Raw genomic sequence first — 14186 nt, 5'->3', positions numbered from 1 at the left:
TAGGCTCGGGCGCGTGACGGACGGACTCTTCATCGCCTTCGAGGGCGGCGACGGCGCGGGCAAGTCGACCCAGGTGCGCCTGCTCGCCGAGGCCCTCGGGGCGCTGGGGCGCGAGGTCGTCGTCACCCGCCAGCCGGGGGGCACGCCGCTCGGGGCCGCCATCCGCGACCTCGTCCTCCACGGCGACCACGTCTCGCCCCGCGCCGAGGCCCTGCTCTTCGCCGCCGACAAGGCGCACCACGTCGACCAGCTCATCCGTCCGGCGATGGACCGGGGCGCGGTCGTCGTCACCGACCGCTACACCGACTCGTCGGTCGCCTACCAGGGGTCCGGACGCGACCTCGGCGCCGTCGAGGTCCACGATCTCCAGATGTGGGCGGTCGGCTCGCTCGTGCCGGACCTCACCGTCGTCGTCGACGTGCCGAGCGAGGAGGGCCGCCGCCGTCGCGGCGAGGTCCACGACCGGCTCGAGTCGGAGGGTGACACCTTCCACGACACGGTCCGCCAGCACTTCCTCGCGATGGCGCAGGGGTCGCCGGAGCGCTACCTCGTCGTCGACGGGACGGCGTCGCCCGAGGCCATCCACGAGGCGGTCCTCGGACGGCTCGTCGCCTCGGGGCTCGTCGAGGTCGGCTCGCCGTGACGGTCTGGCGTGACGTCATCGGCCAGGACGCGGCGGTCGCGACCCTGTCGCGCGCCGTCTCCGACCCCGCGGCGATGACGCACGCCTGGCTGCTCACCGGCCCGCCCGGGTCCGGCCGATCGGTGGCCGCCCGGGCCTTCGCGGCGGCGCTGCAGTGCCCCAGCGGCGGCTGCGGCGAGTGCCGGGAGTGCCGGACCGCGGCCGACGGGACCCACGCCGACGTCGACGTCATCGCAACCGAGGGCCTGTCGATCAAGGTCGACCAGGCCCGCGACCTCGTCGCCCTCGCGGCCCACCGGCCCTCGGTCGGCCGCTTCCGGGTCATCATCATCGAGGACGCCGACCGGCTCACCGAGCGCGCTGCCGACGCCCTGCTCAAGGCGCTCGAGGAGCCGGTGCCGAGGACGGTCTGGATGCTCTGCGCGCCCTCTGTCGAGGACGTCATCATCACCATCCGCTCGCGCTCGCGGCAGGTGCGCCTGCGCACGCCCTCGGTCGAGGCGGTGGCCGACCTGCTCGTACGGCGCGACGGCGTCGACCCGCCGATGGCGATGTATGCCGCCCGCGCGGCCCAGTCGCACGTCGGCCTCGCCCGCCGGCTGGCTCGCGACGAGCACGCCCGGATCCGCCGTCGCGACGTCATCTCGCTCGCCTCCAAGATCCGGACCGTCGGTGACGCCATCGACGCGGCCTCGGACCTGTCGACGATCGCGACCGAGGAGTCGCAGGCGTCCTCGGCCGAGCGCGACGCCGCCGAGAAGGCCCGCCTCATGGAGATCCTCGGCGCCGACCCGTCGGCGCGCACGCAGCCGCCCCACATCCGCTCCCAGGTGTCCTCGCTCGAGAAGGAGCAGAAGGCCCGGGCCACCCGCTTCTCGCGCGACATGGTCGACCGGGCGCTCGTGGACCTGCTCTCGGTCTACCGCGACGCGCTCGTCCTGCAGATGGGCGTCCCGACGGCCCTGGTCAACGAGGACTCGCGCTCCGTGGTCCAGCAGGTGGCCCAGGTGCTGTCGTCGGAGCGGGTCCTCGTCGCCATGGACGCGATCGGCACGGCGCGGGAGCGGATCGCAGCCAACGTCCAGCCGCTGCTCGCCCTCGAGGCGATGGCACTCGACCTGCGGCTGCCCCGCTGACCTCCGCGTTCGTGATCGCGTCGAGGTCGGGAACGTAGGGTCTCCCCATGCGTCGTGCCTCCTTCACCGCTGCCCTCGTCTCGGTCGCCCTGCTGGCCTCGGGCTGCAGCACCGTCGAGGACCTCTTCGCCCCGGAGGCGCCGGCGCCCTCGTGGTCGCCGCAGAAGCCCCCTGCCGGCATGGAGGGCATGGACGCCTTCTACGAGCAGCAGCTGCAGTGGGAGAAGTGCTCGGGCGGCCAGTGCGCAAAGCTCGAGGTGCCGCTCAACTACGCAGCACCCGAAGGCGACACGATCGAGGTCGAGGTCCTGCGGGTTCCGGCACGCCGCCAGTCCCAGCGGCTGGGGGCCCTTGTCGTCAACCCCGGCGGCCCCGGCGGCTCGGGTGTCGACTACGCCAGCGGCGCGGACTTCATCGTGGGCGCCGGGGTGCGGCAGCGCTACGACATCGTCGGCTTCGACCCGCGCGGCGTGGGCCGGTCCGCGCCCATCGACTGTGTGAGCGACGCCGAGCTCGACTCCTTCCTCGGCTTCGACCCGACGCCGGACGACGCGGGTGAGGAGGAGGCGTTCTCGGCCAACGCCGCGTCCTTCGCTCAGAAGTGCGGCGCCACCGCCGGACCGCTGCTCGGGCACGTGTCGACAGTGGACGCGGCCAAGGACATGGACGTGCTGCGTGCGGCGCTCGGTGAGGACACGCTCAACTACCTCGGCAAGTCCTACGGCACCTACCTCGGAGCGACGTACGCCGACCTGTTCCCCCAGCTCGTCGGGCGTTTCGTCCTCGACGGCGTCGTCGCCCCCGACCTCACCTCGCAGGAGGTCAACCTCGGGCAGGCCAAGGGGTTCGAGACCGCGACCCGGGCGTGGGCGCAGTTCTGCGTCGACAAGGGTGGCTGCCCGCTCGGCGGCTCCGTCGACGACGTCATGTCCGGGCTGCGCGACTTCCTCGGCCGGGTGGACGACCGGCCCCTGTCGGGGACCGACGACCGCGCCGTCCCCCGTCTCACCGAGGGCTGGGCGATCCTCGGGATCGCGTCCGCGATGTACGACGAGGGCATGTGGGACGCGCTCGTCGAGGCGATGCGCGACGCGCTCGACGGCAACGGCGGCGAGCTCATGGGCCTGGCCAACAGGTATGCCGACCGCCAGGCCGGGGGTGGCTACGGCGGCAACATCATGGAGGTCATCTACGCGGTGAACTGCCTCGACAAGCCGGAGTCCGACGACGTCGCGACGCGTGCGGCCGCCGCCGAGGCGTCGACGGCGGAGGCGCCGACGTGGGGGCCGTTCCTCGTGTGGTCCTCCCTCCCCTGCGGCTCGTGGCCGGTGGAGACCGAGCGCTCGTCGCAGCCGCCGGCGAAGGTCACCGCCGAGGGCGCCGACCCGATCGTCGTCGTCGGCACCACGCGCGACCCGGCGACGCCCTACGAGTGGTCGGTCCGGCTGCACGACCAGCTCGCCCAGAGCTCCCTCATCACGTACGAGGGCGACGGGCACACGGCGTACATGCGGTCCAACCAGTGCGTGGACGAGCCGATCGACGAGTTCTACCTCGAGGGCACCGTCCCGAAGGACGGCCTGACCTGCTGAGCCGCGGCCGGCGCGGCCGAGCGCCGGTTTCGCGTTGCGGTGGGGTCTTTCGTATACTCGTGCGGCGTGCTCGACCCACCGGTTCGCGCACCACGCCGCTTTAGCTCAGTCGGCCAGAGCGATTCACTCGTAATGAATAGGTCATCGGTTCGATTCCGATAAGCGGCTCCACGCAACACCGCAGGTCAGGCCCTCGGGACATCGCTCCCGGGGGCCTTCTGCATGTCCCGGTCCGGGTCCGGTGCCCCGGTGTGCCTCCCATCCGGTCGGCGGCGTCCCAGAGGTTCTGGTCGATGAGGTGGCTGTAGAGGTCCATGGTCATCGCAGCGGACGCGTGGCCGAGGACGCGCTGGACGACCTTCGGGTCCGCGCCCGACGCGAGCCACAGCGAGGCCGCCGGGTGGCGCAGGTCGTGGACGCGCAAACCCGGGCGACCGACGGCCTCGGTCGCTGTGACCAAGGCGACGGAGCGCTGTTGGTTCCACTCGCTCAGTGGTCCGCCGGCGGGGGTGGTGAAGATGCAGTCGGCGGCGGTCTTGCCGTCGATGCGATGGGTGATGACCGCGGCGCGCTGGGGGAGCGGGACGGTGCGCACCCGGCCGGTCTTCGAGGTGTCCCTCGCCCAGGCAGCGTGCCCCCACCGGTGAGTGGCTCGCCGCGACGCTCGTGCCGGTCGAGCGGCCAGCTTGTCCCCTGGTTGCCGTCTCGGATGCCAGTTGCCGAACGATCCACAGGGGTGGTTCGGTCAGCCTGGTTGGCTTCGTTCCCGTGACGCTGCTCGTCATCGCCCTGCTGATGTCGCGCGCCGCGGTGAGACGCCTGCTCGACGACACGACCGCCCCGGACGGGTGCTCGGGCTGTTCCCCTGCGCCAACCCCGGTCCGGCCCGGTTCTCTGCGTTCCCCCGCGCGGCGTCCGCCTGCTGCTGCATGCTGGACCGATGGGGCAGCCACGATGACCGACACGCCCCGCCGCCTCGTCCTCGGGGTGCTGTGGCTGGCCGCAGGGTACGGCCTGTTCGGGGCCGTCGTCTGCGTCATCGCCGCCCTGATGACCGGTGAACGCATGTGGTGGCGCGTTGGCGCCGGACTGGTGGTCCTGGGCGCGGCCGGCGCTGCGGGCCTGGCCGTGTCGCGGAACCAGGCGCGTGTGACGCACCCGGACGACGGCGGCGACTGACGTCGCCGCCAAGGTGACGCCGCCCGCACCAGGGTGACGACGCGGCACCGGGAGGTCAGACGAGCCGAGGCGGCGAAACGCCCCCATCGTTGGGAGGTGGGGGCGTCCCGATCCGGCCATCTTCGGCAGGCGCGCTCTCCAGTGCTCCGCCGCGTGACCGATGTCATGGCAGGTACCCCGTCGACGGCACGGGAAACCCGGGCGCCTCATCCCCGGCGCTTTGCGGTCAGCGCGCGTGCCACATCCGCTGGGCCTCGGCGATCTGCTCGCGGATGGCCGCCATGATCACGTCGGTGGCCTCGCGAGCGGCGCTCTCGTCGGTGCGACCAGCCCACGCCGCGAGGTCCACCGGCGGACCCACGGACAGGCAGGCGGAGTGGCGATGCCAGATGTGCTCGGTGCCCTGTTGCGGGCCCCACGTGCCGACGGGGACGACGGGCGCCTCGGGGTGGCGCAGCGCCAGCCGGGCCGCACCGGTGCGTGCCGGCCCGGGCATCTGGTCGGGCTCGGTCGTCAGCCGCCCCTCCGGGTAGAGCGCGACGAGCTGGCCCTTGGCGAGCCGCTCCGAGGCGCGGTCGAGGGCCTGTGCGGCGGATGCCGACCCGCGCGCCACCGGGATCTGCCCGGTCGCCCGGGCCAGCGCCCCGACACCCGGCCACGCGAAGACCTCCTGCATCGCGAGGAAGTGCGGGAAGCGACGGTGCCCGATGACGACTCGCGCCACCGCCAAGGGGTCGGTCATCGTGAGGTGGTTCGCGACGACGATGACCGGTCCGGTCGACGGGACCGACCCCGCGGTCCGGAACCGCACCCGGTGCGCCACCGTGGCCACGACCCACACCAGCGCGAACCCGGCGGCGTTCCGCACGTGCTGCCGTGGGGTGGTCACGCGAGCCTGTCGAGGAAACGGTCGACGTCGACGACGACCCGGGTGATCTCCCCGGTCGCCACGACCTTGCCGTCCGTGTGCCGGCCGCTCACCCGGAAGCGCTGGAGCCGCCCGTCCGCGTACGACGGGTCCGACGTCACGACGACCTCGGCCCCGACCGGGGAGGCGGCGACGTGCTGGAGCTCGACGCGGGTGCCGACGCTCGTGCGACCCTCGCGCAGGAGGGGCTCGACCGAGAGGCAGGTCGCCCGCTCACACCAGGCGAGCAGCCGGGGCGTGGCGAGCACGGGCAGGCTGCCCGAGCCGAGCGCCTGCGCCGTGTCGTCCACGGTCACGGTGAAGCTCAGCTCGACCGGGACCGACCCCGCAGCGCCCGCACCGTCCGAAGCGCCTGCGGCACCCGGGGTGCTCACGCGTCCTCCAGCTCGTCGAGGGTGAGCAGCACCAGGGCCGCGGTCCAGAGCAGGGGAGCGGGGCCGGCGGGTTGCCCGGACCGGTTGACCTTCTCCGGCAGCGACCCCCACGGCGTGCGGTGCGCGTCCAGCCACTCCAGCCAGTGCTCGGCGGTCTCGTCACGGTCCACCGCCGCGGCCGAGTACGCCACGAGAGCCGTCTCGGGCGTCCACGACGTCCCGTCCTGCTTCCACTCGACACCGGGGGCGAGCCCACCGGAGGGCCTCATGGCCTCGCGCTGGTAGGCCAACCACGGCTTCGTCGTCCTGGGGTCGTCGGGCCCGAACGGCGGCATCATCATCGCGATCGCCGCGTCGAGACCGCCGCGGTCGCCGAAGCGCTCCAGCTCCGGACCCATCCTGGCGAAGACCTTGTCGGTGAGCCGCCGGGCCGCCTGCCCCGCCGCCCAGCGCTCGGCGGACGGACCGCGGTCGGCGGTCGCCCGCAGGCCCGCGACCATCGGGGCCACCGTCCCCAGGGAGGTGTCCGACACCCACAGCTCCCAGTAGTCCGGGGAGGGCGGCGGCAGCCGCCAGCCGCTCCACGTGAGCCGCAGCAGGTTCGTCAGGCACCGCGACCTCAGCTCGTCCGCGGACGCCGGCAGCGCCGCGGAGGACAGCGAGCCCAGGGCCCACAGGACCCACCCGCAACCGTCGGACTGTGGGCCGCGGGGGTCGACGACGACGCGGTTCCCGTCGAGGAGGTAGCGCGCGTCGAAACCCTCCTTGGCGTCGAAGGGCAGCCCGGCGATGAAGTCGACGATGGCCCTGGCCTCGCCCGAGTGCCCGGTGCGGTCGAGGGCGAGGGCGATGAACGCCCCGTCGCGGGGCCAGAAGTAGTCCCAGGAGCCGGCCGCACCCGCCGCGGGCGCCCGACCGGCGCTGATGCCGCTCATCGCCTGGTGGAGGTCCATGAGGGCCCATCGGCTCATCGACTCCCACTCCGTGCCGGCACCCGGCACGCTCCCGAGCGCCACCCACTCTCGGGCCGCCCGCACGAGCGACGCACCCCGAGGGTCGCCGTCACTCAGGCGGTACTGCGGCGGGGTCGCGAGCTGCGGCTCGGCCCAGATCCGCTCGCCCGAGGGCCGTGAGCCGCAGGCGACGAGCAGGGTGCAGCACAGCGCCGTCACGAGCACCCGCACCGCACGGCGCACGTCACCACCTCCTCGGCCTGCGGTGAACCTACGCTGCCGGGCGGGCGGTGTCCCGGGAACCGTCGGCGGACGGCATACGAACGGCGTATGCCGTCCGAGCCGGCTCCCGAACCGGCGTGCGGGCTACATCTCCTCGTGCGTGTCCGGGTCGCCGTCGAAGAGCCGGCCGTCGGGGCGGCCGAGCGCGGTGATGGCCGCCATCTCGTCGTCGGTGAGCGCGAATCCGAAGAGGTCGAGGTTCGCCCTCTGACGCGAGGCGGTGCCGGACTTGGGCAGCGGGATCGCCCCGAGCTGCAGCTGCCACCGGAGGATGACCTGAGCCGTTTCGACACGGTGGGCCGAGGCCGCGGCCGCCACCGGGTCGGCGTCGAAGGGGGCCTGGCGCTTGCCCAGCGGGCTCCACGACTCCGTCCGGATGCCGAGGCGCTCGTGCTCGGCGCGCAGCTCCTCCTGCGGGAAGAGCGGGTGCAGCTCGACCTGGTTGACGGCCGGGACGACCCCCGTGTCGTCGATGATCCGGGCGAGGTGGGCGGGGGTGAAGTTCGAGACGCCGACGCTGCGCACGAGCCCGCGCTCGCGGCAGTCGACGAGCGCCCGCCACGCCTCCGTGAAGCGGCCGACCGACGGGTTCGGCCAGTGGATGAGCCCGACGTCCAGTCGCTCGAGCCCCAGCGCCCGCAGGCTCGACTCCACCGACAGGACGGCCTTCTCGTAGGCGTGGTCGCGCCCGGGGATCTTGCTCTGGACGACGAGCTCGTTGCGGGTGACGCCCTCGGTGGCGGCGCGGCGGATGGCCTCGCCGACCTCGGCCTCGTTCTCGTAGTTGACCGCGGTGTCGAGCAGCCGGTAGCCGTTGGTGATCGCCGACGTGATCGCCGCGACACCCTCGTCCCCCCTCAGCGGGTAGGTGCCGAAGCCAATCGCGGGGATCGTCGTGCCGTCGTTGAGCTCGTGCGTCTGGGCGATGTCGGAAGCCATGCTGCCCAACCTACGACGCCCGGACGGCCGAGCGGCAGGGTCAGGAGTCGGGGTTGTCGCTGAGCGGCTTGTCCTTCGTGGCGAGCTCCTCCTTGGCCTTCGCGGCCGCGTGGGCGTGCTCCTCGGCGGTGCGGGCCGCGGACGCCGCGCGGGCGTCGGACTCCTGGGCGGCCGGCATACGCCAGCGGGCCGTCGTCATGCCCGCCTCGCGGGCGCGCTCGATGGCCTCGACGACGCAGCGCTCGGCGTCCTCGCGGCCGGCCCAGTGGGCGCCCTCGACGGACTTGCCGGGCTCGAGGTCCTTGTAGGTCTCGAAGAAGTGCTGGATCTCGAGGCGGTCGAACTCGCTGATGTGCTCGAGCTCGGTGATGTGCGCCTTGCGCGGGTCGCCGGCCGGGATGCAGAGGATCTTGTCGTCGCCGCCGGCCTCGTCGCGCATGTGGAACATGCCGATCGGCCGGGCGCGCACGAGACAGCCTGGCCAGGTCGGCTCGTCGAGCAGGACGAGCGCGTCGAGCGGGTCGCTGTCCTCACCGAGGGTGTCCTCGACGTAGCCGTAGTCCGACGGGTACGCCATCGACGTGAACAGCATGCGGTCGAGGCGGATCCGGCCGGTCTCGTGGTCCACCTCGTACTTGTTGCGGTGTCCCTTGGGGATCTCGATGGTGACGTCGAACTCCACGGTGGTGGCCTCTTTCGGATCGGGGTGAATGACCTACGCTCGGGGCCAGTGTCCCGCATGCAGCGGCGGGCGCGCGGAAAGGGGTCGGATGCGCCGGGCGGTCGTGGCAGGGGTCGCCTGCCTCCTCGTCGGCGGGGTCGGCTACGCCGCGGCGGACGTCGTGGACCTCGCGCCCGGGATCCTCACCTACGACGGCGCCCCCGTGGATCCCCCGACGCCGACCGGGTCGCCCTCCGCCTCGCCCAGGTGGGCCCCGCTCCCCAGCGCCGCGCCCGCGTCCGCGACCCCCGGCGCCTCGCCCTCGTCGTCATCGTCCGCGCCGACCACCGCCGGTCTCACCGCGGCCCTCGCGCGCCTCGCCGCCGACCCGTGGCTGGGTCCCAGCGTCGGCATCAGCGTCCGCGACGGGCTGACCGGCGAGGAGCTGTATGCCGTCGACCCGGCCACCGCGCGCGCTCCCGCCTCGACGCTCAAGGTCCTCAGCGCCTTCGCCGTCACCGAGCACCTCGATTTCGACGCGCGGATGACGACGCGGGTCGTCACCGGCGACGACCCGGGTCAGGTCGTCCTCGTCGCCGGCGGAGACACCCTCCTCGGCGACGGCGCGTCCGACGAGGCGCTCGTCGCCGGCCGGGCCGGCATCGCCACGCTCGCCGACGAGGTCGCGGCGTCCCTCACGCAGCGCAAGGTCGGCGCGGTCACCCTCCGGGTGGACGCGACCTACGCCGCCGGACCCCGCTACCCGCCCACGTGGAAGAAGGAGGACGTCGCGGCCGGCTTCACCCAGTCCGTCTCGATGCTCGACCTCGTCTCGCAGCGCGCCGGGGGAGGGCGGGCCGCTCCCGCCGTCCCGGAGGTGGGTGTGGCCAAGGCGCTCGCGACGGCACTGACCGCCCGCGGGCACGCGACCACCGTCCTGCCGCTCCCCCGCCAGGGCGCCCCCGCACCCGCCGGCGCCACCGAGCTCGGGGCGGTCGAGTCCGCGACCTACGGCCAGCACCTCGGGGTCGCCCTCGAACGCAGTGACAACGCCCTCACCGAGAACCTCGTCCGTCAGGCCATGGTCGCCGAGGGGCAGCCGGCCGCGGACCCGAGCGGCCCGGCCCGGTTCGTCGTCGCCACTCTGGCCGAGGCGGGCGTGCCGACGGCCGGCCTGCGCCTCCTCGACACCAGCGGGCTCTCGCCGGGCCAGACGGTCACCGTCACCGCCCTCGCCGACGTGCTCACCCTCGCGACGACGAACGCCGAGCCGGAGCTGAGGCGGGCCCTGGCCTCCCTCCCCGTTGCCGGGCTGAGCGGAGGCCTCGCCGACCGCTACCGGTCGAAGGAGACCAGGGCCGTGGCCGGCATACCGCGGGCGAAGACCGGGACCCTGAGGGGCATCTCCGGCCTGGCCGGCACCACGGTCGACGCGGACGGGCGCCTGCTCGCCTTCGTCATCCTGGCCGATCGTGTGCCACCCTCGGCAGGAACGCTGGGCGCACGTGCGGCGTTGGATCGCTTCGTGACCGCGCTGACCCTGTGCGGATGCCCCTGAGGAGGAGCGCGTGAGCAACAGCTACGTCGACTGGGAGTTCGCCAAGGCCACGGGTCGGACCCTCGCTCCCGCGGGCCCGGCCGTGTCGGCCGAGGAGGCCGCCGCCGAGGTCGGTGCCATCCGCGAGACCGCCCGTCGCGCCCACGGCCCCGTGGCCGAGACCTCCCGGCTCCAGACCCCGGACGACGCCCCCGAGGCGCTCGTCGTGGACCGCCCGACCTGGATCGCGATGAACGCTGACTCGATGGGCGCGATGCTCGGCCCCGCGTTCGAGCAGATCATGACGCGGCACGGCACCGCGTCCCCGCCGAGCGGCTTCGCCAGCGCGATCGGCGGCAAGGTCACCGGTGCCGAGGCCGGTGCGCTGCTCGCGTTCATGGCGAGCAAGGTGCTCGGGCAGTACGACCTCGCCCCCGGGGGGACCCCGGCGCTGCTGCTCGTCGCGCCCAACCTCGTGCAGGTCCAGCGCGAGCTCGACGTCGACGCCGAGGACTTCCGCGCGTGGGTCTGCATGCACGAGGAGACGCACCGCGTGCAGTTCACCGCCGTGCCGTGGCTGCGCGACCACATGGTCGCTGAGGCCCGCACGCTCGCGACCGAGATGGCGCCGGACCAGGACCGCCTGCAGGAGCTCACGAAGTCGTTGCGCGAGAAGCTCCCCGAGCTCCTCAGCAGCGGCTCCGGCGGCATCACCGACCTCGTCATGACCGCCGAGCAGCGGGCCAAGCTCGCCGACCTCACCGCGGTGATGTCGCTGCTCGAGGGCCACGCCGACGTCGTCATGGACGACGTGGGGCCGGCCCACATCCCGACGGTCGCCGAGATCCGCGCGAAGTTCACCGAGCGCCGCAAGGGCGTCGGCGCCTTCGACAAGCTCCTCCGCCGTCTCCTCGGGCTCGAGGCCAAGATGCGCCAGTACCGCGACGGCGCGGTCTTCGTCCGCGGCGTCCAGGACAAGGTCGGCGTCGAGGGCTTCAACGCCATCTGGACCTCGCCCGAGACCCTCCCGCGCCCCCTCGAGATCACCGACCCGGCCGCCTGGGTCGCCCGCGTCCACGGCTGATCGGACATGTCCGGTCCGCACCCCGCGACCGCGAGGATCCGGCAGGCCGTCCGCTCGGCCCTCACCGACCTCGCCCCCCCACGTCCCGTCCTCAACTCGCCAATTCCCCCGTTGGGGACCGGCGTGTCCGTGCCTCACGGGGGAATGGGCGAGATCGGTCCGCTCGTGCTCGTCGCGTGCAGCGGGGGAGGGGACTCGATGGCGCTCGCGGAGGCGGTGTCGCACGAGCAGCGACACGCCCCGTGGGGGGCGGGTGCGGTCGTCGTGGACCACGGCCTCCAACCCGGGTCCGGCGAGGTCGCCGACCGGGTCGCGGGCTGGCTCGCGGACCTCGGCCTCGACCCGGTGGAGGTGGTCCCGGTGTCGGTGTCACCGGACGGCTCGGGGCTCGAGGCGGCCGCACGTGACGCCCGGTACGGCGCCCTCGCGGAGGCGGCCGAGCGGCTCGGGGCAGCGGCGGTGCTTCTCGGCCACACCCTCGACGACCAGGCCGAGCAGGTGCTCCTCGGCCTCGTCCGCGGGTCCGGTGCGCGCTCGCTGGCGGGTATGCCGTCCGCCCGTGACCTGCTGCGCCGGCCGCTGCTCCGGCTGACCCGGGCGGAGTGCCGCGAGTCGTGCACGGCCGAGGGGGTGCCGTGGTGGGACGACCCGATGAACGAGGACACCGACGTCGCCCGGGTGCGGGCGCGCCGGGCCGTCGCCGACCTCGAGTCCGACCTGGGGCCGGGAGTCGTCGCCGCCCTCGGGCGCACGGCCGACCAGCTCCGGGAGGACGCCGACCACCTCGACGCGCTCGCCGACGAGGCGGTGCGGTCGCTGGGGGCCGGCCCCTGGGGCGTGGAGGACCTTGCCGTCCTGCCACGCGCGGTGCGCACCCGGGCCTGGCGCAGGCTCCTCGTGGCGGCGGGTGCGCCGGCCGGGCAGGTGGGCACCCGGCACACCGAGGCCTGTGACGCCCTGCTGACGAGCTGGCACGGCCAGGGCCCCGTGCACGCGCCCGGGAACGTCCGTGTGCTCCGTCGCGACGGACAGGTCGAGGTGTCGCCGACCACGGACCCGGGTGGGCGCCCACGATGGTGAGCTACCGGATCACCGAGCGCGACCTCACCGGTGCGACGTTCGGCATCTCCGTCCTCAGCGAGACGACCCTGTCGCTGCGCGCCCTCTGGCGGCCCGACGTCTACCCGCACATGGCGCCGTGGCGGCGGGCCATCGAGCCCCGCCTCGCCCGGGTGGACCTCGAGATGCTCCTCGCCCTCGTGGCACCCGACTACTCCACCCCCGAGTTCCTCAACCCCCGGCCGGTGGCCGCCTCGACCGACTTCGATGACGAGCTGAGGACGGTGGCCGGCACCCCCGCGCGCGTCGTCGACCGGGACCTCGACGACCTGTACCCCGCAGGCCGGCCCGCCGCGCTCGTCGGACCGACGGCCCGGGTCCTCGAGCGCGTCGTCGGAGCCCTGGACGGGTACTGGCGGACGTGCGTGCGGCCGTGGTGGTCCCCGATGCACGCCAACCTCGTCGGCGACATCACCGTGCGGGCCGTGACCGGGGCCCGGGTCGGGTTGCGACCCATGCTCGAGGGCCTGAGTCCCGCACTGACCTTCGGCGTCGACGAGATCCGCGCGTGGAACCCCAGCGGACCCCACTTCGAGGCGGACGCCCGGGACCGGGGCCTGGTCTTCGTGCCGACGCACTTCACCCCGCACGCGTCCTACCCCTTCAACGCCGACGCCCCGCCCTACCTCCCCTACCCGGCGCGCGGCCGGGGCCGCCTCCCGCTGCCGGAGCCGGCCCGGAAGAGGGCCGCTCAGCTGCTCGGTCCGACCCGGGCCGCCCTGCTGGCCGAGCTCGGTGAGCCGATGTCGAGCACGATGCTGGCGTCGCGTCGCCGGATCAGCGTCTCCGCGGCCGGCCAGCAGCTCCGGTGGCTGCGCGACGTGGGGCTCGTGACGACGATCCGCGACGGCCGCTCCGTGCTCTACCTCCGGACGTCGGCGGCGGAGGCGCTCGTCGGCGACCTCGACTCGCCGACCTGAGCGCCCCTCTTCGCCCAGGTCGGCGTGAGGAGACGCCCGGCAGCGCAAGGATTGGTGCTGCCGCGGCCGAGGGCCAATGATGAAGTCCCGGACTTCATCGTCGCGGGCGCTGGACGTCACCCGACTCCCGGGTGTCCACCGCCTCGGCCCGTCCGGTTGACTGGACCCCAACGACGGACCGTCGCCGACACGACAGGGAGAGTGCACCGTGGACGCTGCCCACATGGGGGCCGACCTCGAGCGGGTCCTCATCACCGAGGACGAGATCCATGCCAAGCTCGCCGAGCTCGCCGAGGAGATCGCGGCCGAGTACGCCGGCAAGGACGTGCTGCTCGTCGGTGTCCTCAAGGGTGCGGTCATGGTCATGGCCGACCTCATGCGCGCCCTGCCGATGACGGTGCCCGTCGACTGGATGGCCGTCTCGTCCTACGGCTCGGGGACGAAGTCCTCCGGCGTGGTCCGCATCCTCAAGGACCTCGACGCCGACATCTCCGGCAAGCACGTCCTCATCGTCGAGGACATCGTCGACTCGGGCCTGACCCTCTCGTGGATCAGGGCCAACCTCGAGTCGCGCAACCCCGCGTCGGTCGAGATCGTCACGCTGCTCCGCAAGCCGGAGGCCGCCAAGGTCGAGGTCGACGTCAGGTGGGTCGGCTTCGACATCCCCAACGAGTTCGTCGTGGGCTACGGGCTGGACTACGCGGAGCAGTACCGCGGGCTGCGCCAGGTCGGCACGCTGGCCCCGCACGTCTACAGCTGAGCGGAACACGCGGCATACGCCAGTCGTTGTCCGGTCGGACGCGCCCCGTGCCGCCGCCCTGGTGGCGGGTAGCGTGTAC

General features: G+C 73.6%; 14 protein-coding genes, 1 tRNA gene and 1 pseudogene. 10 read left to right on the top strand and 6 right to left on the bottom strand.

Annotated features, from left to right (window positions below; translation table 11 throughout):
- Positions 1–13: 13 nt before the first annotated feature.
- The 4 genes from tmk (at position 14) to AC3EU2_RS04850 (ending at position 3542) form a co-directional block, all read left to right on the top strand.
- Positions 14–643: a dTMP kinase gene (tmk, locus tag AC3EU2_RS04865; RefSeq protein WP_488178592.1), complete on the top strand. Its 630-nt coding sequence runs from the start codon at positions 14–16 to the stop codon at positions 641–643.
- Complete coding sequence (locus tag AC3EU2_RS04860) at positions 640–1779, top strand: DNA polymerase III subunit delta' (protein ID WP_488178591.1); 1140 nt, start codon at positions 640–642, stop codon at positions 1777–1779. The genes tmk and AC3EU2_RS04860 overlap by 4 nt, the downstream gene beginning before the upstream one ends.
- Positions 1780–1826: 47 nt before the next feature.
- On the top strand, positions 1827–3371 hold the full coding sequence (locus tag AC3EU2_RS04855; protein ID WP_488178590.1) for an alpha/beta hydrolase: 1545 nt from the start codon (positions 1827–1829) through the stop codon (positions 3369–3371).
- Positions 3372–3465: 94 nt separating this feature from the next.
- Positions 3466–3542: transfer RNA gene (locus tag AC3EU2_RS04850), tRNA-Thr, on the top strand.
- 178 nt (positions 3543–3720) lie between these two features.
- Here the strand turns inward: AC3EU2_RS04850 and AC3EU2_RS04845 are convergent.
- Positions 3721–3966, bottom strand: a pseudogene (locus tag AC3EU2_RS04845) (tyrosine-type recombinase/integrase); the annotation flags it as partial.
- A gap of 359 nt (positions 3967–4325) precedes the next feature.
- Here AC3EU2_RS04845 and AC3EU2_RS04840 point away from each other — a divergent pair.
- The gene (locus tag AC3EU2_RS04840; RefSeq protein WP_488178589.1) at positions 4326–4550 is read left to right on the top strand and encodes a hypothetical protein; all 225 of its coding nucleotides are present in this window, start codon (positions 4326–4328) and stop codon (positions 4548–4550) included.
- A gap of 226 nt (positions 4551–4776) precedes the next feature.
- Here AC3EU2_RS04840 and AC3EU2_RS04835 read toward each other — a convergent pair whose 3' ends face one another.
- The 5 genes from AC3EU2_RS04835 to AC3EU2_RS04815 all read right to left on the bottom strand — a co-directional run bounded on the left by AC3EU2_RS04835 (position 4777) and on the right by AC3EU2_RS04815 (position 8708).
- The gene (locus AC3EU2_RS04835) at positions 4777–5439 is read right to left on the bottom strand and encodes a lysophospholipid acyltransferase family protein (protein WP_488178588.1); all 663 of its coding nucleotides are present in this window, start codon (positions 5437–5439) and stop codon (positions 4777–4779) included.
- Positions 5436–5852 carry a thioesterase family protein gene (locus tag AC3EU2_RS04830; protein ID WP_488178587.1) on the bottom strand — a complete coding sequence of 139 codons (417 nt, stop codon included), beginning with the start codon at positions 5850–5852 and terminating at the stop codon, positions 5436–5438. Before AC3EU2_RS04830 ends, AC3EU2_RS04835 begins: the two co-directional genes overlap by 4 nt.
- Complete coding sequence (locus AC3EU2_RS04825) at positions 5849–7048, bottom strand: glycoside hydrolase family 15 protein (protein WP_488178586.1); 1200 nt, start codon at positions 7046–7048, stop codon at positions 5849–5851. Before AC3EU2_RS04825 ends, AC3EU2_RS04830 begins: the two co-directional genes overlap by 4 nt.
- A gap of 123 nt (positions 7049–7171) precedes the next feature.
- Positions 7172–8026, bottom strand: coding sequence for an aldo/keto reductase (locus AC3EU2_RS04820; RefSeq protein ID WP_488178585.1), 855 nt, complete (start codon positions 8024–8026; stop codon positions 7172–7174).
- 40 nt (positions 8027–8066) lie between these two features.
- Complete coding sequence (locus AC3EU2_RS04815; protein ID WP_488178584.1) at positions 8067–8708, bottom strand: inorganic diphosphatase; 642 nt, start codon at positions 8706–8708, stop codon at positions 8067–8069.
- Positions 8709–8796: 88 nt separating this feature from the next.
- Between AC3EU2_RS04815 and AC3EU2_RS04810 the strand changes: the two genes are divergently transcribed.
- From AC3EU2_RS04810 to hpt, 5 genes are all read left to right on the top strand, one after another.
- A complete protein-coding gene (locus AC3EU2_RS04810; protein WP_488178583.1) occupies positions 8797–10245 on the top strand; it encodes a D-alanyl-D-alanine carboxypeptidase/D-alanyl-D-alanine-endopeptidase in 1449 nt (482 codons plus the stop codon).
- A gap of 10 nt (positions 10246–10255) precedes the next feature.
- On the top strand, positions 10256–11308 hold the full coding sequence (locus AC3EU2_RS04805; protein WP_488178582.1) for a zinc-dependent metalloprotease: 1053 nt from the start codon (positions 10256–10258) through the stop codon (positions 11306–11308).
- Positions 11309–11314: 6 nt separating this feature from the next.
- The gene (gene tilS / locus AC3EU2_RS04800) at positions 11315–12388 is read left to right on the top strand and encodes a tRNA lysidine(34) synthetase TilS (protein ID WP_488178581.1); all 1074 of its coding nucleotides are present in this window, start codon (positions 11315–11317) and stop codon (positions 12386–12388) included.
- Positions 12382–13347 carry an ArsR/SmtB family transcription factor gene (locus tag AC3EU2_RS04795; protein ID WP_488178580.1) on the top strand — a complete coding sequence of 322 codons (966 nt, stop codon included), beginning with the start codon at positions 12382–12384 and terminating at the stop codon, positions 13345–13347. Before tilS ends, AC3EU2_RS04795 begins: the two co-directional genes overlap by 7 nt.
- 208 nt (positions 13348–13555) lie before the next feature.
- The gene (gene hpt, locus AC3EU2_RS04790) at positions 13556–14107 is read left to right on the top strand and encodes a hypoxanthine phosphoribosyltransferase (RefSeq protein ID WP_035939538.1); all 552 of its coding nucleotides are present in this window, start codon (positions 13556–13558) and stop codon (positions 14105–14107) included.
- The last annotated feature ends 79 nt before the right edge of the window (positions 14108–14186 follow it).

The organism is Knoellia sp. B-D-2 (assembly GCF_057714695.1).
The sequence above is the reverse complement of the archived record's forward strand: the minus strand, read 5'-3'. Positions and strand labels throughout refer to the sequence as shown.